We start from the raw sequence: 23,776 nt of genomic DNA on the forward strand, positions 1-23,776 counted from the left end.
CCTCTCAAATTCAAACTTAGGAACTCCTAGATCACTATCAAATCTCTTTCCTTCCCGAAATAAAAATCTATCAGGACTTTCATCACGGGAATATTCAGCTATTTGATCATCTTCAACACAGCTATCAAATTTCCAGATATACATCGCTATTGTGCCCACTCCCTTTTAGCCTTGTTTAAGGCTCGATGACCAGATTTTAACATTGCACGCTCAGTTGATCACACAACCATAAATAATGACCGCTAGACTGAAGGTAACACTACGCATGAGTTACTTACTTTTACATACTTTGACGCCACGCTTCCTTGACTTTTCCAGAAATTAAAACCATGACCTTGATGAGACTTCCTGCTTCTGAGCCCTTACCACCATTCAGGATTGTTTCTACCAGGTTTCACAGACGCTTGCTTGAACATCACAGGAATATCCGAAAACTGAGCGGCATGGGGCATCGCCATCAGCTCTCCATATTCTGAGGGGAACGGTTTTAGCCAGGCGGAAGTGTCAAACTCAGGCGCATTCGCTAAGGGCAACTGCCTTCCAAATCCTTGCAGCCAGTTGGCGGTCTGCAAAAGGGAACAACGGACTCGCCAACTGCCCCCCTCCTCTGCTCGTTTTAATAGGGCCAGCTGACTTCCGAAGGCCATTAAAAAGCCTGTCGCGAAATCCAGGATCTGTATGGGAAATGCCTTGGGCACAAGTTGAATGCCTTTATCCTGCCCGTTTGCGTTCTGGATATCAGCATACGCCTGAGCTTCCGCAGAATTGAATCCGCTTGCGGTCTGCACTATTGAGTCGAAACCTCTTTTATTTGCCCAGGGTCCCAGGTGACCAAAAGCTGAGAGTTCGCTGTAGATCAATCCAGGCCTCATCTCGCTCAAGGTTTCCGCATCTAATCCCAACTTGGCCAGGCTTCCGGGACGATAGCTTTGAACAAAGATATCCGCATCGTTGATCAAGCCCGCCAGTGCTTTTCGATCGTGGTCTTGATAAAAATCCAGATGGCATGAACGTTTCCCGCGGCCGGTATCAATAATATGCTCAATATTCGGAAGATTCGGGCTGTTAACCGTCAGTACTTTCGCGCCGTAGGCCGCCAGCGACCGAGTGCATACGGGCCCGGCCAGTATTCGGGTAAGATCCAGAACTCGGATATTATCTAGAGGCCTTGTATTGGAAGCTGTCTCCAAAGCAGGCAAAGGAATCGGATTACAATCATTAATTTTTTCGATCTCAAGAACGGGCTGCTCATTCATCGCCCTGGCTTGGGGATGCGCCTTCCACTCTTCCGGGCTACGCATTCGAGCGATGATGGCTCCCGCTTCGACAGCACGGTCTTCCAACTCGGAAGCTGAATATTCCAGAACGCGTTGTGCCACATATTCCCTGGAAAGCTCCTCACCTTCTTTACACCGAATCATTCTCAGAAAGGCATCCCGGTGGTGATCAAAGTTGGCATGGACTCGAATATAGCCATCACGACAGGCATACACCCCGGAATACTTGGCCCAGGATTCGGGCGTCTCTCCATCAACGGTAAACAGAGCGGTGCATTCCGCCTCAGCCGCATTAAGTGGAACATGGACCGACTGTCGCTCATCCTGAGAATGATAAGCGCCGTCCTGTATTCGTCGAAAATACAGCTCTTCAGCCATAAGCGCGCAAGCAGAAATACTCGCCTGCGCAGCACTGCTTACCTTGAATGAGCTGTTCAACAAGGCTGAATCGTTGCCCAGCTTGAGTTGTTGTAAGCGATCAGGCTCCAATCCAAATTGCTGCCATAGACGTTCAAGAGCCTGAAAACTAGCGTATTGGCTGCATTCCGGGTTGTTTTTTCCGCCGCCTCCGCGACTTTTACTGAAAACCGGCATGATCTCTCCCTTTCCCCTTCTTTTATAGGCTTTACGACTGGATTTCGGGCAATTTATTCGTAGTCGCATCCTTTCATTTGCTGTAAGCTGCGCGCTTGCCAAATTTGGCACCAATGATTGAGTTTCACCTTATATGAGTTTTGACCAGTTGGGCTTAAGTGCCCCGATTTTAAGTGCTGTCGCCAAACAGGGCTACAGTGAGCCCTCTCCGATTCAGGCACAGTCCATTCCCGCTATATTAGAAGGCCGCGATGTGATGGCGGCTGCCCAAACCGGAACCGGAAAAACCGCTGGCTTCACCCTGCCCTTGCTGGAACGCCTTAAAGACGGTCAAAGCGCCCGGAGCAATCAGGCACGCGCACTGGTCCTAACGCCCACCCGCGAGCTCGCAGCCCAGGTTGGTGACAGCGTGGCGACTTACGGCAGCGAGCTGCCTCTGCGTTCTACGGTGGTCTACGGTGGTGTAAAAATCAACCCACAAATGCAAAAGCTGCGTAAAGGTGCGGATATTCTTGTCGCCACCCCAGGGCGATTACTGGATTTATATAATCAAAATGCCGTTGCCTTTGATCAGCTTGAAGTGCTGGTGTTGGATGAAGCCGATCGCATGTTGGACATGGGCTTTATTCACGACATCAAGCGCATTCTGAAACTGCTTCCGAAGAAGCGCCAAAACCTGCTGTTTTCGGCCACCTTCTCTGATGATATTCGCTCTCTTGCTAAAGGGTTGGTTTACAACCCCGTCGAAATTTCTGTCACGCCGGCAAACAGCACGGCCAATACCGTTGAGCAGTGGATTTATCCAGTTGATAAAAACCAGAAATCCAAATTGCTGAGCAAGCTAATCAGTGACAATGACTGGCAGCAGGTGCTGGTTTTTTCGCGCACTAAACACGGCGCCAATCGTTTATGCAAACAGCTGACTGCACGCGGTATCAGCAGCGCAGCGATTCATGGTAATAAAAGTCAGGGTGCCCGCACGAAAGCTCTGGCCGATTTTAAAAGCGGACGTATTCGCGCTCTGGTTGCAACGGACATCGCCGCCCGCGGCCTGGACATTGAGCAGCTGCCCCAAGTGGTGAATTTTGATCTGCCCAATGTCGCGGAAGATTATGTACACCGCATTGGTCGTACTGGCCGAGCTGGAGCCACCGGTCAGGCGATATCCTTGGTCTGTTCCGATGAAATTAAATTGCTCAACGACATCGAAAATCTGATTAAAAAGTTGCTACCCCGAAAAACTCAGGAAGGTTTTGAACCCAGCAATGAGTTACCCGAAACGCGCTTGAGCAATAAACCGGTAAAAGCCAAGAAGCCTAAAAAGCCCAAAGCAGCAAAGCCCGATGCTTCAGATCAAAGCAAACCGGCGAAGAAAAAACCGCAAAGCCATAGTACCCCGGGCGACAAGAAAAACGAAGGCAAAAAGAGCTCTGCGTCGAAACGTCCAGCCGCCAGAAAGCAAAGCGGCTCAAAAAACGGGGAAAGCAAAAACAGCCCATGGGCAAAATCCAAGCGCCCGGCAAATAAGTCCAGGAATTCAAACAACGGCAATAAATCTCGCAACGCCAATACTGGCAATCGAAATACTCAAGCCAGGAAGCAGCCTTCCTGAAACTCGAACCAGACTTAAGGCTGGTGAGCTTCCAACAGTCCCCAAGGTGTAGGAATGATGAAAAGTGCAATTTTTGTCGATGTTCAAAACATCTACTACACCTGTCGTCAGGCCTATCAGCGGCAATTTAATTATCGTCGCTTCTGGCAGATCATCAGCGCGGACAGTGATATTGTACAAGCCAATGCTTACGCTACACATCGTGGGGATGATGGACAGCTTAAATTCCAAAACGCTCTCAAACACATTGGGTTTACTGTAAAGCTCAAGCCATTTATCAGTCGCGCGGATGGATCTTCCAAAGGTGACTGGGATGTCGGAATTACCATTGACGTCTTGGAGGCTGCGGAGCAAGTTGATCGTGTCATCTTGCTTTCAGGTGATGGGGATTTTGATTTACTGCTCGAAAAAATTAAACGTAAGCATCACGTAAAAGCTGATGTCTATGGTGTTCCGGCTCTCACCGCTGACAGTTTGATCGATTCCGCCAGCGAATTCTTTGGAATCGATGAAAACTTATTGCTATAGCCTTCCACCGCAAGTCTCAATCTTGTAAACCTCGGTTACGAATCTGATTAACAACAACAGATAATCCGTTTCTACAGGTGTGTAGAGATTATTCCCCCAGAGATAAGCAGCGAGATATAACTAATAAGAAACAAAATGGCGCAAGCCATATCAAATTCAACAGGTTCTTCCAATACTGCAGCTATCACACAACCATGCTCTTATAGAATTTCACAAAAGCACTCCCCTATTTCTAGTGAGATAAGCGACTTAAACGACAAATATTGCCTTTGTTGACTAAACATTCTTTCCTGTAACCCGATACTTATTATCACAGTTGGCTAAAAAACAAACGGACTTGTTATGTCTATTCGGGTAAAACTCAGCATTTTGTCGATTCTGGCCATGCTCATTTTGTTGCTAAACCTCTTTGCCTTGAAGTTCGCGGAGAACAAGGAGCTGCAACTCGCTGAAGAAGCTCAACTGCGCTACCTCTCTTTTCAATTGGCGGATGAGTTTCGTCAAACCTCTCAAGATCTGACTCGCTTGGGCAGAAGCTATGTCGTTACCGGTGATGAACGCTATAAAGACGCCTACTGGGAAATCGTCGACTGGCGCTCCGGTAAGATCCCCAGACCTGACTATGTTCACAAGGAACTGAAACCTGGCGAAACCATCGTCCAGACTGAGCTCATGAAATCCCTGGGGTTTACAATTCAGGAGCTGGATCTATTAGCCAGAGCAGGCCAGTTTTCCAATGATTTGATCGCCACAGAAACCCAGGCCATGGAATCGATTGAACAAGGCCTGATAGCTGAAGGCCCGTTCCAGGCCGATGAAGGTGAAACCGTACAAGCCTTTGCCAGTCGCATATTATTTGACGACAACTACCACAGCGAAGTTGACAAGATCATGGCACCGGTCAGTGAGTTTTTTAGCGCGCTGGACCGCCGAACTGCGAACACACTTGAAGAAAGCAAAGCCGAAGCTCATCTATGGAGAAACATTTCCAGCGCCTTCAGTTTTGCCATATGGGCAATTGTTGCGGTGATTCTTTACTTCACCATGCAATCCATTCTGAATCCATTAAAAAAGGCCGCTGAGGCTATGTCGGACATCAGCGAGGGTGACGGCGACTTGACCCAGCGTTTAAGTCACCATGGTGAAAGCGAAATCAGCGACCTGGCAAAAGCCTTTAATGCCTTTGCCAATCATATTCAGAGTCTGGTTCAGGAACTCCACAACACCTTCGGAAATATCGGCCATTCATCCGAACAGCTCAGCAGCACTGCCCAAGACACCGACCAGGCGGTCCAACAGCAACAGAAAATGTTAAACAAACTGCATACGGATATCGATAATCTGGTGCCGACCGTAAAGAGCATTGCCAGTGATGCCCAATCGGCCGCCGCCGATGCGCAGGAATCCAATAAAGAAGCCCAACAAGCCATTACCGTGGTAAACGGCTCTATCGATGATATCCAATTGCTCTCCCAGAACATTCGTTCTGCGGCCGATGTGGTTTCGGAACTGGCTTCCAATACCAATGACATCGGTTCGGTTATTGATGTCATTCGAGGCATAGCTGATCAAACCAATTTGCTTGCGCTCAATGCGGCCATTGAATCAGCACGCGCAGGAGAACAAGGCAAGGGGTTTGCGGTTGTCGCCGATGAAGTTCGCCAACTTGCGCAGCGAACCCAGGATTCGACCCAGGAAATTCAGAACATGATTGAAAAGCTTCAGCATGGCGCTCAAAAAGCCGTTGGCTCTATGACACAAAGTGCTGAACAGGCAATCGCTTCTGCTGAAAACGCCAACAGCGCAGGCCAGTCCCTTGAGAGAATTACTTCGGCAATCAGCGAAATCAGCACTAAAAACCAGGCAATTGCAAAAGCCAGCGATGAACAGAGCGAAACCATTTTATCGGTACAAAACTCGGTAGATCACATTCAGCAACAAGTCGCGAACACTTCGGCCGGCTCTGAAAAGACCACACAAAACAGCCATAAAACTCAGGCGCTGACCGAACAAGCCAGCCAGCTGATCAGTCGATTCAAGGTATAAAATCCAGTCAATGAACTGAAGAGGAAATGAAAACCCAGAGTGTTTACGTGAAGGTACTTATACGGAGTGGTTTGCGCAGGGAGCAGCACGGATGCGCAAAGGAGTGCAACAGGGATGAATCAGGATTCTTGCAAGGACTACGCAAAGAACGGTTACACGGATGTAATGAGGGATGATGCAAGCAAGGGACCGCATCAGGGATGTCAGACGGCAGACACACGGATGAGCGAAGGATGGATGTGCGACAAGGATGCCTGATCGAATGGGAAAGTAAGTGCCTTCACTTAAACACTTTTAAGAAAACGGATAACGGGGCCAAGGCCCCGTTATTTTTTCTTGTAATAAGCGATTATCCCATCGCGGCTGTATAACGCTTGAGGTGATAGTCCGTATTACCAAACAACGCATCAATAATTGTCAGGCGCTTAAAGTAGTGGCCGACATCCAACTCATCAGTAACACCCATTCCACCATGTAACTGCACAGCTTCCTGGCCTACCAGCTTCGCCGCCTGACCAATGCGTGCTTTGGCTGCTGATACGGCGGTGCTTGCGTCTTCAGCACGTGCATCAAACTTCATGGCCGCCATTAACAACATGGACTGGGCCTGCTGACATTCAACAAACATATCGGCCATGCGGTGTTGCAAAGCCTGGAAGAAAGACAGTGTAAAACCAAATTGTTTACGGGTTTTGGTGTATTCAACCGTTTTCGTCAACAGAGTTTCCATGTTGCCCAAAGCTTCTGCGCACACGGCAATGCGCGCTCGATCCATTACCGCCTCCAGTCCAGCAAAGGCTGCACCCTCTTCTCCAATCAAGGCGTCAGCGGTCAATTGCACGTTGCTCAGTTTGATGTCTGCGCCTGTAAAGCCATCAACGGTAGTGTAGCTGTTACGTTCCAAACCGTTGCTGTCTGCCGGTACGGCGAACAGAGAGAGACCTTGTTTGTCGCTTTGTCCTCCAGAGGTACGAGCTACAAGTAAAAGGGTATCAGCATTACCGCCGTTCAAAACGGCAATTTTTGAGCCATTTACTACGTAGCCACCATCACTTTTCTCGGCCGTGCTCAGGCAATTGGCAATGTTATAACGCGCCTGTTTCTCGGCAAAAGCCAGCGCCATTTGTTGCTCACCACCAATAATGGAGGCCAACAAGGCTTCTTTCTGTTGAGCTGATGCCAACTCCGCAATCGCGCCACCGGCAAGAATGCAGTTTGCCAAAAACGGTTCGATCACCAGGCCCTTACCAAAGGCTTGCATAATCACCATGATGTCGCTCGCGCTACCACCATAACCACCGTTTTCCTCACTGAAGCCCATTCCAAGCCAACCCAGCTCGGCAAACATGCTCCAATGTTGAGCGCTGTAACCAATATCCGATTTAATCAGTTCGCGACGTGCCTCGAAGTCATAATCGCTGGTGACGAATTTTTCGATGCTGTCTTTCAACAGCTGCTGTTCTTCGCTTAATGAAAAGTCCATATTCTTCTCCTTACAGACCCAACACGGCCTTACAAATAATGCCTTTCTGGATTTCGTTGGTACCACCAAAAATCGATTGCTTACGGTTATTGAAGTAATGCGGGCCGGTATTGGTTTCAAACCAATCACCAATGCGTTCACCATCGAAGCCATCGTGGTACTGGGTCTGGGTAAATGGCACAGCGTGGTACCCGGCCAGCTCAACAAACAATTCATCGATCGCCTGCATCACTTCAGTACCCTTAATCTTCAAAATCGAAGATTCTGGACCCGGAGCACCACCGGAAGCCACAGCCGCCAGAGTGCGCAGCTCAGTGTATTCCAGAGCCGTCAAATCCAGCTCAACATTCGCCACTTTGGTACGGAATAATTCGTCTTCCCACAGCACACCTTCGCCGTCGTGAGCCGGGGTCTCTTTCGCAAGACTTTTGACTTTTTCCAGACGAACCTTGGAGTTTTGTACATTAGCAATACTGGTACGCTCATGGGTCAGCAGAAGTTTGGCGTATGTCCAACCTTTGTTCTCTTCACCAATCAGGTTTACCGCCGGAACACGTACATTGTCAAAATGCACTTCGTTCACTTCCCGTTCTTCGTCCAGAGTTAAAATCGGAGATACAGTAATGCCCGGACTGGACATATCGATCAGAATAAAACTGATGCCCTGCTGTTTTTTCGGCGCATCGGGATCGGTGCGTACCAAACAGAACATCCACTCTGCCCAGTGACCAAGGGTTGTCCAGGTTTTAGTGCCGTTGATAATGTAGTCATCACCATCGCGCACAGCGCTGGTTTTTAACGCCGCCAGATCAGAACCTGCACCCGGCTCGGAATACCCCTGACACCACCAGACATTGGACTCCAGAATATCGGGTAGGAAACGTTTCTTCTGTTCTTCATTACCGTAGGTATAAATAACCGGCGCCACCATCGTGACACCAAAAGGAATCGTTCCCAAAACATGAGCACGAGCTTTTTCCTGCTGAACGATGTATTTCTGCGTCGGCGTCCAACCGGTACCGCCATACTCCACTGGCCAGTTCTCTGCCAGCCAGCCTTTCTCGTTTAAAATTTTCTGCCAACGAATAAAGTCGTCTTTTGTTGGATGGATATTGTTCTTGATCTTTTCCTGAATATCTTTCGGATAGTGTTCAGCAAAGAACTGGCGAACTTCCTGCTGGAAGTCCAGTTCTTCCTGGGTAAAGTCAATATTCATGATTCACTCCATGCTTTTCTAAGTCATAAATGCTATTGCGAAATCAGGCCAGCTTAACGACCTGCTTACCAAAGTTTTTGCCCTTCAGCATACCGCGGAACGCGTCGATGGCATTGTCGATTCCCTCGGCCACCGACTCGCGATATTGAATCTCACCCGCTTTGATTTTGTCGGCCAATAGGGCCGTTGCTTCGCCGTGTTGCTCTTGCCACTCGGTAACCAAAAAGAAGCGGTGCTCGGGTGGCTCAGGCATAGCTCCAAATACGTGAAACGGCGTTTCAACGTTGGCGATGTCTTCCGAGTTGTAAGCCGATACATAACCGCAAACCGGAACGCGGGAACCCTTGTTCAGCAGTTTCGCGACCGCACGCGTCACCGCACCACCGACATTTTCAAAATAAATGTCGATACCATTCGGGCAGGCCGTCGCGAGGTCGGCATCCAGATTACCCGCTTTGTAATCAACGCAGGCATCAAACCCCAGCTCATCAGTGACATAACGACACTTCTCTTCACCACCGGCAACACCAACCACTCGCAAGCCCATGGATTTGGCAACCTGCCCCACCAGCGAGCCCACGGCACCTGAGGCGGCAGAAACAACCAGAGTTTCCCCTTCTTTCGGCTTGCCCACCTCGGTCAGACCGAAGTAACCGGTACGCCCTGGCATGCCAGCAGCGCCAAGGAATACTGACAGAGGCAGACCTTTGGCATCGACTTTGTAAATCATCGGTTCATCAGCCTTGGCGATATAGTGAGTTTGCCAACCGGTATACGCGGTCACAACATCCCCTACCTGATAAGCGTCAGTTTTCGAGGCGATCACCTCGCCCACGGCTTCACCGACCATAACTTCACCAATACCCACCGGATCCATATAACCTTGCATATCGTTCATACGAGGACGCATGTAGGGGTCCAGCGATAAGTATTTGTTTTCAATAAGAAATTCCCCATCCTGCAGTTCAGGCAATGAGCTTTGTTTAATCTCGAAATCATCATCGCGAACCTCGCCATTCGGGCGCTGTTTGAGGGTAATGGCGGTATTTGTGGGCGTGGACATGCTAAGCCTCGTTGTGATTTGGTTGAAAGATACTCGCAATTGCAGTGACCAGCTGTACGGTTTTGACCGTTGCGAGAGCCGCGCAAATTGGTTATGGTTCTTAAAAAAGAGCGAGCGTTCGCTATTTATCCTAGATCACGAGGTTTCAGTCAAGGCTTGTGAAAGCTTTGGTCAAGTTTCGGCAACCACGGCGCAGAAACTGTCCTTTTTGGACGCCCAAAGATTGAGACAAAGGATGAAAACAATCGCACAGAATTGGCACTGAGCCGAAACCATAAAAACAACAATAAGCCACTCACTGACGGATAGTCAGCAACGGCAGACGAAGAGAAGCATTGATGATGAGCGACACAAGCGCACAGACCCACTGGCCCCAAGAGCAGTGCTTTCGCAGTTTTAAACACTGTCTGCCCGTCTGTCGTGAATCCGTTTATGGTGAATTTTTCGACGCCTTTCGTGAAGACATCAAGGTCAAGCGTGAAAGCGCTGCCATCAAAAACCTGAAAACCATTTTTGACGCCACCTTTGAACTTGCCAGCAAAGGCGGCTTTGACGCTATGAGCCTGCGCGATCTCAGTCAGACCACAGGCATCAGCATGGGCGGCCTGTACAACTACATCCGCAGTAAAGACAAGCTTGCCCAAATGGTGAACGACTTTCTCAGCCAACGCCTGGCGCCCCTGGCCTATTCCCTGAATCTGGAAAGTGGCAGCCCGCGTCAACGTTTGGCAACACGCTTGCGCATCTACATCTATATGGGCAGCCTGTTCCGCCCCTGGTATCGCTTTGTGTACATGGAGTCCAAATCGATGGCTCGCCAGCAACGGGACCAGGCCAAACAGTTTGATCTGGTGGATACCGCCAAGCTGAAAGAGTTAATTGAAGAAGGTGTCCATGCTGGAGAAATGCAGTGCAACAATACCGAACTCACAGCATCCGCTCTGCTTGCCCTGATTCAGGACTGGTATTTGAAATCCTGGAAGTACAAACAGAACGATACCAGCACTGACGATTACGCGAATTTTTTAGTGTCCTTGACGGACAAATTACTGGCCAATAATGACCAACACACCGGGGATCAGAGTGGTTACAATGCCCACTCTGGCAAAAATAACCTATAGACAGCAGAAAAAGCCATGCCAAATATTGCTCTGATTGCTTACGACGGTTGCTACACATCAAGCCTCGCCAAAGTGCAGGATAACCTGCATATCGCCAATGCTTACTGGCGCAAACAACACGGGGATACCGAAGGACAATTCGCCACCAAGGTGCTGTCAGCGGATGGCCAGGGTGTTACCTCCATCGGTGGACTCAGCTTTAATGTCGATGGAGACTACAGCCTGGCCGAAGATTGTCAGGTGATTGTAGTGCCCTCTCTGTTTTATGAAGGCGAACTGCTCTTTGCCCGTAAGTTGAAACAAATGGCGCCTTTGGTCGACTGGCTGAGAATTCAGCACGGCAAAGGCAAAACCATTATGGGCCATTGCACCAGCAGTTTCGTGATTGCTGAAACCGGCTTGCTCAACGGCGGTACTGCCACGACCAGCTGGTGGCTGGAGAAAAAATTCCGCCAGCGCTACCCCAATATTGAATTGAACATTCGCCAGCTCTACGTTGAACATCAACGCCTGATGACCGGCGCGGCTGCAAACTCGGAACAGTTGATGACCTTGCGTTTGATCGAACGCTTTATGGGTAAGAGCATTGCCAACCAATGCGCCAAGGCAACCCTGTTGAATACAAATGAAGTGGAACAAACCGCCTTCCTGACACTGGAAAATCAACTCGAGCACAATGATCCACTGGTCAGCAAAGCCCAGGCCTGGTTACAACGAAATATGAAAGAGCGTTTTTCGCTGAATCAGTTGGCCGACGAGCTTGCAGTGAGTACCCGCACGTTGATTCGTCGTTTCAAACAAGTGCTGGACGAAACCCCCAATCGTTATCTGCAAAATCTGCGCATCGATACCGCGAAGCGTATGCTGGAAAACAGCGGTTTGCCGGTGGAAAGCGTAATGCTGCAAGTGGGTTATACCGATCTCAGTTCTTTCAGCCGGTTGTTTCAGCGCAAAACCGGATTGACCCCGCGAGCCTACCGTCAGCGCTTCCACAATCAACAGCGTTCAGGTACCGACGGTTAAAACTTTTGCTGGAATTTGTCACTGCCAATACACTGTGGCTAACCTAAACTGTGACTGCCTCTTATAGGCAGTCACCATTCCGATTGAGCTAAGGTCCCAAAGAAACTATGCAAGGCAATTGTATTGTTATCGGTGCATCCCACGCCGCCGCCCAACTCGCCCCCAGCCTACGCCAGGAAGGTTGGGAAGGTCGCATTATTATCATCGGGGATGAACCCCATGCACCTTATCACCGCCCGCCTTTATCGAAAACATTTCTGAGCGGTGAAAAGACTTTGGAGCAATTGCTGATTCGCCCACTGGCGGCCTACGATAAAATTGATGCTGAATTTATGCTGGGCCGGCGCGTCGAAAAAATTGATCGCGCTCAAAAAACCGTTCTGCTCGACAACGGCGAAACTCTGGACTACGAGAAGCTGGCACTGTGTACTGGCTCCCGTCCGCGACAGATTCCCCTTCCCGGAGTTGATTTAAAGGGCGTGCACTATTTACGAACTGTTGCGGATATTGAAGGCATTCGCGGAGACCTCGACACCAGTAAGGGCCCGGCTAAAGTGGTCATTATTGGCGGGGGTTATATTGGCTTGGAAACCGCCGCCGCATTAAATAAATTGGGCGTCGAGGTCACTGTTCTGGAAATGATGGACCGTATTCTCCAGCGTGTTACCGCACCGGTCATTTCTGAATTTTATCATCGGGTTCACAGCGAAGCAGGAGTCAACATTCAAACAGGAATTGGCGTCGATGCGATTCTCGGCGAAAACCAGGTACATTCCGTTCAATGCAGCAACGGTGAAACCCTGGACGCCGATGTGGTCATTATTGGTGCAGGTATTGTTCCCAATATAGAACTCGCCGAGGCCGCCGGATTGGACATTGACAATGGCATTGCGGTAAATGCCTACGCTCAAACCAGTGATCCGGATATTGTCGCTGCGGGCGATTGCAGTTCCTACCCCCACAAGCTGATCGGCAGCCGGGTTCGGCTCGAAAGTGTGCCCAATGCCACCGAGCAAGCCAAAACGGCGGCCGCAAGCATTTGCGGCAAGCAACTTGATAATCATACTCACCCCTGGTTCTGGTCAGACCAATACGACATCAAGCTGCAAATTGCCGGCTTTAATATGGGCTATGACACGGTTCTGGTGCGAGGCGACGAAAGCAGTCGTTCATTCAGCGTCTGGTACTTCAAAGGTGATCAACTTTTAGCCGCTGATTGCATTAACCAGGCCAAGGAGTTCATGCAAGCCAAGCAACTGTTGGCCAAGGGGATAAATCCCAGTCCCGGACACGTTCGCGACACAGATTTTGATTTAAAATCGCTGTTGGCTTAGGCTACAGCCGGTTTAAGCCCTGCCGATGAACAAAAAAGGGCTAATACAACTAGAAGTGAATGATTAGCCAATACTGAAGAGGAAGCTCATGCCTTTAATTAATTATATCGATGCCAGTGGCAACCAGTTTGAAGCCGAGGTCGAAGTCGGCAGCAACGTCATGCAAGGTGCGATAGACAATATGATCGATGGCATCCTGGCCGAGTGCGGCGGCGCCTGTGCCTGCGCGACCTGCCACTGCTATGTTGACCAAGCCTGGCAGGACAAAATGCCAGCCATCGAAGGTGCTGAGCAAGATCTTCTGGAAGCGGTTGTCGACCCGAAAGACAATAGCCGCTTAAGCTGCCAGCTGGTAGTTACCGAAGAAATGGACGGCCTGGTAGTACACCTGCCCGCCTCCCAGTATTAAGTAACTCTCAAGCAGCCGTAAAAAGCCCTGGCATCAGCCGGGGCTTTTTCGTTTTTGCTCATTGATGTGTTTCAGCATGCTGTCAGGAATGTTCAAGCGGGATACGGTTCTACTTTGACAAGAGACTTACCACCAGAATGCCCAACGGTGTTCCGATAATATAACCTGCTACCCCCACAAGAATCCCCGGTGTAACCAAAGCCGGCCATCCGCGCGCCATCGCCAACGCTGGTGCCGTTGTTGCCCCCAGTATCGCCGCATTGGACGCAATGATTAGCTCCGGCAGGGACAGCTTGGCAGAAGCACTTTTGCTTCCCCAAAAACCAAGACCTTTATTGATACACCAGGCACCAATAAAAACGATTCCGCCATGAACCAACAGCAGGATAACAACAAAAGCCAATAGAATCGGTGCGGTGCCCAGCAGAGCAAATACATCTGCCCCGGCGCAAATTGCCGCAAAAAATACAAAGGCCAGAATCAAACCGATTTCTTCACCCCCACGCAAAGACTGCATGGTTTTTGGTGCGAAGGTCGCCGGCAACACCGAGAGCACGGTGATAAAAATATAACGCAAAGGTTTAAAATTACTGCCTTCGAAGACATTCTGCAGAAACAGAATAAGCGCATCGGAAAGCGCCACAACCGAGATACTGAACACCAGAGCTGCGCAGAGGGAAAACGCCGAAATCGTCGGCACATTTTCTTCACTTGAAACATCAGAAGAATCGTTCTCTATCTCTTGACTGTGGTCCCGCTCGGCAAAACGTCCCATCAGCCATTGCGACGCCGGCATGATGGCGATCACCGCAAGAAACAATGCACTCATTAAACTGTCTACCGCCGTCGCCGCGGAAATAACACTGGCATCATCAAACCCGGTTGCCTGAATCAGGGCCGCATAATTCACTGAGCCACCCACATAGGTCGCGGTAAAGATACCCCCCAGCTCTGCTTCTTTAGCGCCAAGGTCCAATAGATTCACTCCGACCATGGCTCCCAGTGCACTGCCCACCGCCGCCAGCAGAAAGGCCACCCCCACCCGGCCCGATTCCGCAATAATCTTGCGAACATCGGCGCGCAACAAGAACAGGGGAATCAATACCGGTACAAAATAACTAAAGACCAAACCGTAAAAATCGGCCGACTTGGGAATCAAAGCAACATTTGAAGCCAGGATAGCCAACAACAATACCCAAACCGCCCCCGTAAGAACCTTTCCCCAAGACTGTCTCTCGGCCCAGAACCCAAATAAGGCAATGGCAAACAACGCCGCAGCGACGGCAAAATGAGCATCGGCTGGAATCAAACTTGTATTCATGATGAACAACTCTTTTTATTGTTATAAACCGTTTCTGCCTCACCGCACAAAGATAAATACAAACGAAGAGAGAAACGCAAGGAACAATCGGAAAGGCCGGATTATAAGCTGGATAAAAATCACTGTCTGTAAGACTTTATGAAAAATCAAATACAGCTTATGCGATGCTTGAAATGTTAAGGTTTCGTGAGGTTTTTAAAATTGCTGAAAGGAAAAAGCGAGCCCGGCGAATGCCTGGGCTCGACAGTATGAAGACATTGAAACGAATCTGCGTGACCTCGTTGGCGTGCGCGATAAAGCCAGTTAACTAATCAGCCAGCGGCCGATTAATTAACCTTGTACGCTGACACCATAGTCTTCAAATTACCCGCCAGCTCACTCAATTGGGTACTGATGCTGTCCAACTCATGGCTGCGTTCACTGCTGCTGTCCGACAGGTTACTCAAATCCTGGGTACTGCCGGTAATTTCCTTAATAACCTCGCTCTGCTCTTCAGCAGCCGTGGCTACCTGCTCGTTCATCAGGGAGATCTTGCGCATGATGTCCATGGTTTCCGACAAAGCCTCTTTGGAAGACTCCGCTTCGGCGACATTGGACTTCACCTTCTCCAGACCTGAACGCATGGCATTCACCGCCACACCGGAATCGGTTTGCAGGCCCTCGATCATGGACGAGATTTCACCGGTCGCATCCTGAGTGCGACGAGCCAGATTACGAACTTCATCAGCGACAACGGCAAAGCCTCTGCCCTGCTCACCGGCACGGGCAGCCTCGATGGCCGCATTCAAAGCCAGCAAGTTCGTTTGCTCGGCGATTTCCTGGATCACATCAAGAACCGAACCAATATCGCTGGTACGCTCTGCCAACGTTTCCATCGCGTCATTGGCACTGCCAATTTCACCGGCAACCGACTGAGTAGACGCCACCGACCGCTCGACCATCTCAGCCAAGCGTGTAGAAATTGTATTCGCTTCTCGGGTCTGCACCGCCGTTTCACTTGCATTGCGCGCCACTTCATGGGCGGCCTGCTCAAGTTGGGTTGCCGACTGCGCCACCTTCATGCACTCACGGTTTTGGGAATCAATTTCCTTCAGGTTAGTGTTCATCAGGTCAGACATGCCATCTGCACTTTGGGCCAACTGAGTAGAAGACGATGTGATCTGCAAGAAGTTTTCACGCAGACGCCGGATAAGCGCATTCACACTGCTGGCCGCCTGAATAACCTCTTCATCACCGCTTTCTTTGAGCACACGAGTCAAATCGTTGTTCTCTGAAATTTCAGCCACTCTCTCACTCAAATGGGAGATAGGACGAGACAGGCTATGGGCAAACCATAATCCCACGGCAATCGCGATCACCAAAACCGCCACAAACGTCAGACCACCATAGAGAGCAATTAACTGCCCCAGAGAGTCAACCGGTCCAAAAGCTTCACCTTCATAGATTTCAGCAACAATGCCCCACTTCAAACCTTTGATATCCAGCGGCGTGTAAGCCCCGATAACGATCTCCCCCATATAATTTGCGTAATGGGAAACACCTGTACGACCGGCCGTAATGCCTTTACCCGCTTCGGTATTCACTGGCACAGCACCAATGGTCGTGCCCTTGGCCAACACAGTATCGGTGGCCGCCTGGCCGAAGCTGCCGTTATAACCCCACTGCTTGAATGCCGACGGGTTTTCAACGAACACACGACTGTCAGAACGCATGTGTTGATCGTCACCGACCAAATAAAGCTCCGCAGACTCGCCATAGCCTTGCTTGCCCCACTCCTGGTTCAGAGTCATCAACTGATTGATGCGATCCAAAGCCATTTGATACACCAGAATACCCACCTGAACGCCGTCATTATTCAGGATAGGCGTCGCGGCAAATGCGGCGTTGTCGTTATAGCTGGGCAAATAAGGTTTAAAATCCACCACGGCAACTTCGCGTTGATCACCCAAATCTTTCGCTGCGCGGTAGGCCTCAGCCAAACCGGAATTGCGATATGGGCCAGACTCCAGATTGGTCGCGTAATCCAGTTCCTTGTAAACCGAATACACCACATCACCGGTATTTGGATTGACGATAAAAATATCGTAAAAACCAAAGCGTTTCAGGAAAGCCTGAATGGCCAGGTGGTAAGTTTCATGGACTTGATCATAGGTACCGCCCAAAGAGGACGACAGCATACTGTCCTTCTCGCCAAGGGCTTCTTCGTTATCACTGATGTAGTAATACTGAAACCACTTGGCACGCTCACCCAGTGAATCCACGATCGAGTCAACATCAACTTGCTGCCCGGTATTTTTTTCCGCATAGCGGCTCGCGTAGTCATTGCGGTAATAGCCATCGAGAGAATCCCTGGCTTCCGGCGTAAATTCGGTCGTGCTCGATTCAAACGCATCGACCTCGCCAAAGCTCTGCTCAGAAAAAGCCTGGCTAAAATCACTGGCGGCTGACACCAGCATATTGCTCTGCGCTTGGCTGAGGAGTTGATCATTGACCGTCTGGAAATAAGATTCCAGCTCAGTTTTCTTCGCTTCCCGGCGTGAGACCAACTTGCTTTCCAGTTGTTTGTTCAGTGCTTCTTGCGCTGAAGAGTATGAAAACCACCCCAAAACTACGGTAACTGCTAACAACGGTAGTAAAGAGAGGGCCAAAGCAAATAACGAAACCCTGGTTCTAACTTTCATGTGTACATTCTCAATTTTATCGGTACTGAATTTTGGTCACTCGGCCGCCGATGAATACTTAGGCGCCACTACTTACATCGACAACTAAATACCAAATATTTAGTACTTTTTTCATTTCCTATAAAAAAAGATTAGCCAAGCGACGCGTAAAAACCAGCACCCCTTGTGAGCCGTGGCTCACAGGCTTTTCCTCACTATTTCTAGGGAGTTGCCTAAAATGACAACTTTCCAGTAAAAACAGGTCACTTTTTGATCAAAAATGACTTTTACGCCACCAAATAGTGCGTGACTACGCACCAAAATATGCCCCGAGATATAGCACTCAAAACACAGAACAATGAGGCTCATAAAGAATCAATCTATAGAACAGACAATCGGTCACGTTTTTGAAGGCAAGGACAAGCTCACCTTGGGCACAGGAGCTGATATAATCTCGCCCTTTTTAGGTCACCATTCCCTCGCATAAGGGCTTTACATGCTAAACAAAGATGCGCTCAGTCAGTTGAGCCAACTGAAGAAAGATATTCGAGCTACAAAAGACATCGCCAAAGGCACAGTTCGCGGCAGTAACGGTAAATTTGGCTTCGCCAGCCTGGACGACGGGCGCGAAGCATTTATCACACCCAATGACATGAATCGCCTGTTCCCTGGCGACCGAGTGCGTATCAATGTTGTGGAAGGCAAAGGCGGCAAGCCCCAGGCCGAACTGGAAAAACTGCTGGAAAGCCCCCTGAAAGACTTCGTTGGCCATTATGTGGTTCGTGGCCAGGGCCACTTTGTGCAGCCCGACCTGCCCCAGTTCAACCGCTGGTTGTTTATCCCACCAAATCAGCGCAAGGGCCTGAAGGCGGGTGACTTTATCCAATGCCGTATCAGTCAGCACCCTTTCCACAAGGACGGCAAAGCCCAAGTCAAAGTACTGGAGCGTCTCGGCGATGAAAAAACCACCGGCATCGAAGGTCTGTACATGGCCAGCAAGCACATGCTGCCTGGCGAGCTTGGCAAAGGTGCCCAAGAGCAAGCTGATGAATTAGCAGCAAGCGAGCTGCCCAGCTACCCGAACAGTAGCGAACTGCCCTTCGTTACCATCGATTCAGAAACGACTCTGGATATGGACGACGCCATTGCCGTCAGCCGCGACGGTGATGGTTTTACCCTGAGTGTTGCCATTGCAGACCCCAGTATTGAAGTCGCTCCGGACTCTGCCCTGGGCCAAGCCGCATCGAATCGCGCCCAAACGGTCTACCTACCCGGTCAGAACCGACACATGCTGCCACCGAGCCTGTCCCAGAATCGTTATTCTCTGGTGGCCGGTGAGTCTCGTCCGGCGCTGCTGTGCCATATCAAGGTGGATGGCAATGGTGCAATCACCTCGCACAATTTTGAACTCAGCAATATTCAATCCCAGCAAAAGCTCAGCTATGAAAACGTCAGTGCCTGGCTAAACGGTGCCGAGCTGGAAGTCAGCCAGGAACAATCCGACAGTTTGAAAGCGTTGCAGGAACTTGCCCGGAAGCGCCAAGACTACCGCCTGGCCAATGCGCTGGTTATGGAAGACAAAGCCGATTACGACCTTGAGCTGAATGAACAAGGTAAAATTGCCGCGGTCCACAAACGCGAAAAAAGTGAAGCGCATTTAATGGTCGAGGAAGCCATGTTGGCGTGTAATATTTGCGCTGCTGAGTTTTTCGCTGAAAACAGCATCAATGCCCTCTTCTCCCATCATGCGGGTATCAAAGAAGACAAACTCAAAACGTTGATCGAAGTACTGCAAGAAGATCACCCCGAGTTAGCCGAACTCAAGCTGGACACTTTGGAAGGTTATCGCACACTGATGCAAACTCTGGGCGAAGCAGATCCCCAATTACTGCTGACCTGCAAGCGGCTGCTTCAAGCCAGTCAATTGCATATTGGCAAAGCACCGCATCTGGGGTTGGGGCTTGAGGCCTACGCAACCATTACCTCACCTATACGCCGCTATCAGGACTACTACAATCACCTCCTGTTAAAGGCCGCTATTCAAAATACGCAGGCACCTGCACCACTGACGGAAGAAAACGTGGAACGCCTGCAGGAGCAACTGATGGCTGGCCGCCAAGCCGTACGTCAAATGGAGCAATGGCTGCACGTGCAGTACATGGCCGATAAAATTGGCAGTGAACACCAGGCCACGGTCGCACTGGTTAATGGCCAGGGCGTGGGTTTGCGCTTTGACGAAACCGGCATCGAAGGTTTTGCTCTATTGCAAAATAAAGAAAACCCCTGGGAGCTCGACCATCGCCGCCTAAAACTCGTCCGCGGCGACACTGTTTATCAACTTGGTCAATCCCTTAAAGTGAAGGTCGAAAGTATCGACCCCGCTATGCGACGCATTGCGGTCAGCATTGTGTAAACACTTTGTTGATTAACATTAAGGAACACCTCTATGAGCGAGCTCTTTGCGGAGAAAAAAGCGCAAGACTTTAATACCCTGCTACAAGTTTTAAAGCTGGAGCAGCAAGAAGACATGCTTTTTCGCGGGCACAATATGCCCACCGCATGGGGACGCGTCTATGGTGGTCAGGTATTGGCGCAGGCACTGTACGCCGCCCACCAAACCGTCAGTTCCGATTTCGAGGTCCACTCACAACACGCTTATTTTATTCGCCCCGGTCAGGTCAATATCGATATCGATTTTCACGTAGAGCTGGTGCGAGATGGCCGTGGCTTTTGTACGCGTCGCGTTACCGCATCACAAGCCGGCAAAGCGATTCTGATTTCTTCCCTGTCCTTCCAACGACCGGAGCAAGGCTTGGAACAGCAATGCGAATTTCAGCCGGATGCCGGGTTCAAGGGTTTACAAACCGAACATGAGCGGCAAATCGAATACTGTGAAGCCAAAGGTCTCGACCCGGATAAACGCACACTGGAAATTGAATACCGCAGCACCAATCCATTTGATCATCTCAACCCACAACCCATGCCCCCGCGAGTCGGTGTGTGGATGCGAGCCAGTGGTCAGGTAGACGATCCCATTCTCAATCAAGCCCTGATGTCGTATATGTCCGACAGTTATTTGCTGGACACCTCATTGCTGCCCCATGGCATTTCCTATTACAACCCCAAACTGCAAAGCGCCAGCCTGGACCATGCCCTGTGGTTTTATGGCCAGATTGATGCCAGTCAATGGCATTACTATGAACTGGACAGCCCTCGCACAGGAGGTGCCAGAGGCTTGAACTTTGGCAAGATTTACCACGAAGACGGCACACTGGTCGCTGCGGCAGCGCAAGAGTGCTTAATGCGACTGGTGGACTAGCTTCTCTCTTTTTAAAAATCAGAAGCTAACACGCGCCGCTTGATCCCAGACATTGGCTTGGATACTCTAAACACCCCATTTCTGTGGTGTTATGGAGATCGACCAATGGCAAGGAAGGCTTTCTATTCCCTCGCTACCCTTTTTTTATTGCTCAGCAGTTTTATCTATATCGGCTCACAAGACGCTGAAACCATTGATGATCATGGATTGTCGGCGCTGGCGGTCAAAGTTCCGGATTCGGAAAACGGGTTTCGTTATATTGCTTTTACGCAGGATGAAGGTTATGAAACCTTTTCAAGTTCATGTGAGAAGGAAAAATTACAGCGACATTTGGATCAAGAACATTGGTCTATGACATGGAGTGAAGGATTATTCCTTGAGAATGAAGAGCAAATAAAGCAGACATACGTCAAACACATATGGGATGAACAGTGGGTACAAGACTTATTGGAAAGTCAGAAAGAGACCATTGAACTTGCCATAACGGCCACCAAAGCCAAGCGCTTTGATCTGAGCGTAAACGCCAAAACCTTTATGGACATTGACTACGTAGAGCTCGTTGATATTGGGAAGCTACTGATTCTCAAATCAATGCAGCATGCGAGAAACAATGAAACTGAAGAGGCTATAAAAGCTTCCAACGCTGCCATTAAATTCGGCCAACTGGTTAAAACGGAAGCCAGTCATATCCTCATATCCTTTATGGTTGGAGAACGAATCCAACAAACAGCACTGTCATGGCAAGCAAAATTATTCCAGGAATTGGAGATTCCGAAGCATTCCTATATGAGTGCATTGACTCTACTGGATGAAATTTCAAAAAATGCAAACCATCATTATGGCCAAGTAATAACCGGAGAATACCTTTATTCTAAACAAATAATTCAAGATGCACATAAAGAGAACCTTCTGGAACGCTGGAGGATATTTTTTGCCCCAGAGGAAGATGAATTTGATGATAGCACTTTGATAACCAACAGTTTTGGCAATGAAGATTTGCCACTCATTGAAGACACAATGAACTTTTTGTTTGCGACGTTCCCTGACTTTTACTATCACAAAAACACAGAAACCACAGCATACGCCAAGTATCTTCTGTCTGTAAAAGAATCTGTCCTGAAAGGTTGCCAAAACATACCCGAGATCTCAATTGAGCCATCCTCGCCGGAATACAGTATTACTGATCTATTTACTCCGAACGCGATAGGAACAGCCAACAACTCAAACTACCATGGCGCTTTTAACGGCTATCAATTACGACATTGCTTGAACCGCCTGCAGATTGAAGCCAATAAACTGATTCTCGCTGCGAACTGGGCACGCGACAATCACTGTGAAAAAGTCGCAAACCTCAATGATTTGCAAAAATATCTTGGCGACACACAGGCAATCGACCCCTTCAGTGAAGAGGCACTAAAACTGAGCAAAGACGGAAATGAGGTTTATTCCGTGGGGAAATCAGGAACCGCAACAGAAGATGATGAAGGTATTTGGTTTCACTCCGAGTGTCACTATGAGGAAGCCTGCTACAACAAACCAAGCTTCCCGCTGTACCAACCCACTCTAGATGAACTTAGCGATTTAACTCAGTAAACCGGCAGATCAATCGAAGAAAATAACTCGTCTACTTCCGCTTTACTGCTCCGGGAGATCGCGTCGGAGACCAGATCGCGTTCCAAGTGGGGCGCGAATTTTTGAATGAACTCGTACATAAAACCGCGTAGGAAAGTGCCGCGACGCACACCGATTTTAGTCGTGCTCGACTGGAACAAATGACTGGCATCCAGCGCCACCAAATCACTGTCCAGGGTTTCGTCGTAGGCCATATGTGCAATGATCCCGATACCCAAACCCAAACGAACATAGGTCTTAATCACATCAGCGTCTGCTGCGGTAAACACAACTTTCGGCGCCAGACCGCGTTCGACAAAGGCCTCATCCAGTTTGGAGCGGCCGGTAAAGCCAAACACATAAGTCACGATGGGATGATGGGCAACATCTTCTAATGTGAGCTTGGAAACCTGACAAAGTGGATGGTCTTTTGGCACAACAATGGAACGATTCCAGCGATAGCAAGGCATCATCACCAGATCGCTGAACAGTTCCATAGCCTCAGTGGCGATCGCAAAATCGACTGTACCGTCTGCGGCCATCTCGGAAATCTGCATAGGGGTGCCCTGATGCATATGCAGGGACACATCCGGGTATTCCTGAATAAAGTCTCCAATCACCTTGGGTAAAGCATAACGCGCCTGGGTATGGGTGGTCGCGATGGACAAACTGCCCTTGCGCTCATCACTGAACTCCTGGGCAACCTGCTTGATGCTTTCAACTTTGCGAAGAATCTCACCAGCGGTGTTCAGAATAGCTTCGCCGGCCGGGGTGATTCGAGTCAGATGCTTACCACTGCGGGAAAAGACTTCAACGCCCAATTCGTCTTCAAGCAGGCGAATTTGTTTGCTGATCCCCGGTTGCGATGTGTAGAGACTCTGGGCGGTGGCCGATACGTTAAGGTCGTGATGGGCAACTTCCCAGATATAACGCAACTGCTGCAGTTTCATAGCATTCTCCCCAGTGAAATGGTCATGGCCAGACCAGGAGCACCATAGGCGCCCGGAAATGAAGCTTTGCGTGCCAAGCTTCCCTCCATGTATTTACTTATAAAAATATAAGTAAATATTCTTTTCCAGAATAGAGTCTAATCCGTATATTTGCCAGCACTAATTGCAATTTTAGATATAAAAATTCACCTACCTCCTACTTATTGTTT

17 protein-coding genes are annotated in these 23,776 nt (G+C 49.5%); 10 read left to right on the plus strand and 7 right to left on the minus strand.

Annotated features, from left to right (window positions below; genetic code table 11):
• Window positions 1–362: 362 nt before the first annotated feature.
• Window positions 363–1,871 carry a CoA transferase gene (locus G8768_RS09625; protein WP_166844777.1) on the minus strand — a complete coding sequence of 503 codons (1,509 nt, stop codon included), beginning with the start codon at window positions 1,869–1,871 and terminating at the stop codon, window positions 363–365.
• A 133-nt stretch (window positions 1,872–2,004) separates the two neighbouring features.
• Here G8768_RS09625 and G8768_RS09630 point away from each other — a divergent pair, with 133 nt between their 5' ends.
• The 3 genes from G8768_RS09630 (at window position 2,005) to G8768_RS09640 (ending at window position 6,057) form a co-directional block, all read left to right on the plus strand.
• On the plus strand, window positions 2,005–3,483 hold the full coding sequence (locus tag G8768_RS09630; RefSeq protein ID WP_166844775.1) for a DEAD/DEAH box helicase: 1,479 nt from the start codon (window positions 2,005–2,007) through the stop codon (window positions 3,481–3,483).
• Window positions 3,484–3,537: 54 nt separating this feature from the next.
• Complete coding sequence (locus G8768_RS09635; RefSeq protein WP_166844773.1) at window positions 3,538–4,011, plus strand: LabA-like NYN domain-containing protein; 474 nt, start codon at window positions 3,538–3,540, stop codon at window positions 4,009–4,011.
• A gap of 342 nt (window positions 4,012–4,353) precedes the next feature.
• Window positions 4,354–6,057 carry a methyl-accepting chemotaxis protein gene (locus G8768_RS09640; RefSeq protein WP_166844771.1) on the plus strand — a complete coding sequence of 568 codons (1,704 nt, stop codon included), beginning with the start codon at window positions 4,354–4,356 and terminating at the stop codon, window positions 6,055–6,057.
• A gap of 349 nt (window positions 6,058–6,406) precedes the next feature.
• On the opposite strand, the gene G8768_RS09645 is transcribed toward G8768_RS09640, so the two are convergent.
• From G8768_RS09645 to G8768_RS09655, 3 genes are read right to left on the minus strand one after another with little or no spacing between them, the layout of a single operon-like run.
• Window positions 6,407–7,540 carry an acyl-CoA dehydrogenase family protein gene (locus G8768_RS09645; protein WP_166844769.1) on the minus strand — a complete coding sequence of 378 codons (1,134 nt, stop codon included), beginning with the start codon at window positions 7,538–7,540 and terminating at the stop codon, window positions 6,407–6,409.
• Window positions 7,541–7,550: 10 nt separating this feature from the next.
• A complete protein-coding gene (locus G8768_RS09650) occupies window positions 7,551–8,756 on the minus strand; it encodes an acyl-CoA dehydrogenase family protein (RefSeq protein WP_166844767.1) in 1,206 nt (401 codons plus the stop codon).
• A 43-nt stretch (window positions 8,757–8,799) separates the two neighbouring features.
• Entirely contained in the window at window positions 8,800–9,819 is a 1,020-nt protein-coding gene (locus G8768_RS09655; protein WP_166844765.1) for an NADP-dependent oxidoreductase, read from the minus strand.
• Between the two features lie 338 nt (window positions 9,820–10,157).
• Between G8768_RS09655 and G8768_RS09660 the strand changes: the two genes are divergently transcribed.
• The 4 genes from G8768_RS09660 to G8768_RS09675 all read left to right on the plus strand — a co-directional run bounded on the left by G8768_RS09660 (window position 10,158) and on the right by G8768_RS09675 (window position 13,706).
• Window positions 10,158–10,940 carry a TetR/AcrR family transcriptional regulator gene (locus tag G8768_RS09660; protein WP_166844763.1) on the plus strand — a complete coding sequence of 261 codons (783 nt, stop codon included), beginning with the start codon at window positions 10,158–10,160 and terminating at the stop codon, window positions 10,938–10,940.
• A 15-nt stretch (window positions 10,941–10,955) separates the two neighbouring features.
• Window positions 10,956–11,963, plus strand: coding sequence for a GlxA family transcriptional regulator (locus G8768_RS09665; protein ID WP_166844761.1), 1,008 nt, complete (start codon window positions 10,956–10,958; stop codon window positions 11,961–11,963).
• 107 nt (window positions 11,964–12,070) lie between these two features.
• Window positions 12,071–13,297: an NAD(P)/FAD-dependent oxidoreductase gene (locus G8768_RS09670; RefSeq protein WP_166844759.1), complete on the plus strand. Its 1,227-nt coding sequence runs from the start codon at window positions 12,071–12,073 to the stop codon at window positions 13,295–13,297.
• Between the two features lie 88 nt (window positions 13,298–13,385).
• Complete coding sequence (locus tag G8768_RS09675) at window positions 13,386–13,706, plus strand: 2Fe-2S iron-sulfur cluster-binding protein (protein ID WP_166844757.1); 321 nt, start codon at window positions 13,386–13,388, stop codon at window positions 13,704–13,706.
• Window positions 13,707–13,815: 109 nt separating this feature from the next.
• On the opposite strand, the gene G8768_RS09680 is transcribed toward G8768_RS09675, so the two are convergent.
• Both G8768_RS09680 and G8768_RS09685 read right to left on the minus strand, forming a co-directional pair.
• The gene (locus G8768_RS09680) at window positions 13,816–15,027 is read right to left on the minus strand and encodes a DUF819 family protein (RefSeq protein ID WP_166844755.1); all 1,212 of its coding nucleotides are present in this window, start codon (window positions 15,025–15,027) and stop codon (window positions 13,816–13,818) included.
• Between the two features lie 326 nt (window positions 15,028–15,353).
• A complete protein-coding gene (locus G8768_RS09685; RefSeq protein WP_166844753.1) occupies window positions 15,354–17,708 on the minus strand; it encodes a methyl-accepting chemotaxis protein in 2,355 nt (784 codons plus the stop codon).
• Window positions 17,709–18,183: 475 nt separating this feature from the next.
• Here G8768_RS09685 and G8768_RS09690 point away from each other — a divergent pair, with 475 nt between their 5' ends.
• From G8768_RS09690 to G8768_RS09700, 3 genes are all read left to right on the plus strand, one after another.
• The gene (locus tag G8768_RS09690; protein WP_166844747.1) at window positions 18,184–20,100 is read left to right on the plus strand and encodes a VacB/RNase II family 3'-5' exoribonuclease; all 1,917 of its coding nucleotides are present in this window, start codon (window positions 18,184–18,186) and stop codon (window positions 20,098–20,100) included.
• Between the two features lie 33 nt (window positions 20,101–20,133).
• The gene (locus G8768_RS09695; protein WP_166844746.1) at window positions 20,134–21,006 is read left to right on the plus strand and encodes an acyl-CoA thioesterase; all 873 of its coding nucleotides are present in this window, start codon (window positions 20,134–20,136) and stop codon (window positions 21,004–21,006) included.
• 105 nt (window positions 21,007–21,111) lie between these two features.
• The gene (locus tag G8768_RS09700; protein WP_166844745.1) at window positions 21,112–22,599 is read left to right on the plus strand and encodes a hypothetical protein; all 1,488 of its coding nucleotides are present in this window, start codon (window positions 21,112–21,114) and stop codon (window positions 22,597–22,599) included.
• On the opposite strand, the gene cysB is transcribed toward G8768_RS09700, so the two are convergent.
• Window positions 22,593–23,567: an HTH-type transcriptional regulator CysB gene (gene cysB / locus G8768_RS09705; RefSeq protein ID WP_166844742.1), complete on the minus strand. Its 975-nt coding sequence runs from the start codon at window positions 23,565–23,567 to the stop codon at window positions 22,593–22,595. The two genes, G8768_RS09700 and cysB, sit on opposite strands and share 7 nt — an antisense overlap.
• Between the last annotated feature and the right edge of the window lie 209 nt (window positions 23,568–23,776).

Source organism: Pseudoteredinibacter isoporae, assembly GCF_011602085.1.
Classification (GTDB): domain Bacteria; phylum Pseudomonadota; class Gammaproteobacteria; order Pseudomonadales; family Cellvibrionaceae; genus Pseudoteredinibacter; species Pseudoteredinibacter isoporae.

Bases quoted from the DNA above. Each gene is read 5' to 3' on its own strand.
- G8768_RS09625 (WP_166844777.1), bottom strand. From the start codon at position 1,871: ATGCCGGTTTTCAGTAAAAGTCGCGGAGGCGGCGGAAAAAACAACCCG.
- G8768_RS09630 (WP_166844775.1), top strand. From the start codon at position 2,005: ATGAGTTTTGACCAGTTGGGCTTAAGTGCCCCGATTTTAAGTGCTGTC.
- G8768_RS09635 (WP_166844773.1), top strand. From the start codon at position 3,538: ATGATGAAAAGTGCAATTTTTGTCGATGTTCAAAACATCTACTACACC.
- G8768_RS09640 (WP_166844771.1), top strand. From the start codon at position 4,354: ATGTCTATTCGGGTAAAACTCAGCATTTTGTCGATTCTGGCCATGCTC.
- G8768_RS09645 (WP_166844769.1), bottom strand. From the start codon at position 7,540: ATGGACTTTTCATTAAGCGAAGAACAGCAGCTGTTGAAAGACAGCATC.
- G8768_RS09650 (WP_166844767.1), bottom strand. From the start codon at position 8,756: ATGAATATTGACTTTACCCAGGAAGAACTGGACTTCCAGCAGGAAGTT.
- G8768_RS09655 (WP_166844765.1), bottom strand. From the start codon at position 9,819: ATGTCCACGCCCACAAATACCGCCATTACCCTCAAACAGCGCCCGAAT.
- G8768_RS09660 (WP_166844763.1), top strand. From the start codon at position 10,158: ATGATGAGCGACACAAGCGCACAGACCCACTGGCCCCAAGAGCAGTGC.
- G8768_RS09665 (WP_166844761.1), top strand. From the start codon at position 10,956: ATGCCAAATATTGCTCTGATTGCTTACGACGGTTGCTACACATCAAGC.
- G8768_RS09670 (WP_166844759.1), top strand. From the start codon at position 12,071: ATGCAAGGCAATTGTATTGTTATCGGTGCATCCCACGCCGCCGCCCAA.
- G8768_RS09675 (WP_166844757.1), top strand. From the start codon at position 13,386: ATGCCTTTAATTAATTATATCGATGCCAGTGGCAACCAGTTTGAAGCC.
- G8768_RS09680 (WP_166844755.1), bottom strand. From the start codon at position 15,027: ATGAATACAAGTTTGATTCCAGCCGATGCTCATTTTGCCGTCGCTGCG.
- G8768_RS09685 (WP_166844753.1), bottom strand. From the start codon at position 17,708: ATGAAAGTTAGAACCAGGGTTTCGTTATTTGCTTTGGCCCTCTCTTTA.
- G8768_RS09690 (WP_166844747.1), top strand. From the start codon at position 18,184: ATGCTAAACAAAGATGCGCTCAGTCAGTTGAGCCAACTGAAGAAAGAT.
- G8768_RS09695 (WP_166844746.1), top strand. From the start codon at position 20,134: ATGAGCGAGCTCTTTGCGGAGAAAAAAGCGCAAGACTTTAATACCCTG.
- G8768_RS09700 (WP_166844745.1), top strand. From the start codon at position 21,112: ATGGCAAGGAAGGCTTTCTATTCCCTCGCTACCCTTTTTTTATTGCTC.
- cysB (WP_166844742.1), bottom strand. From the start codon at position 23,567: ATGAAACTGCAGCAGTTGCGTTATATCTGGGAAGTTGCCCATCACGAC.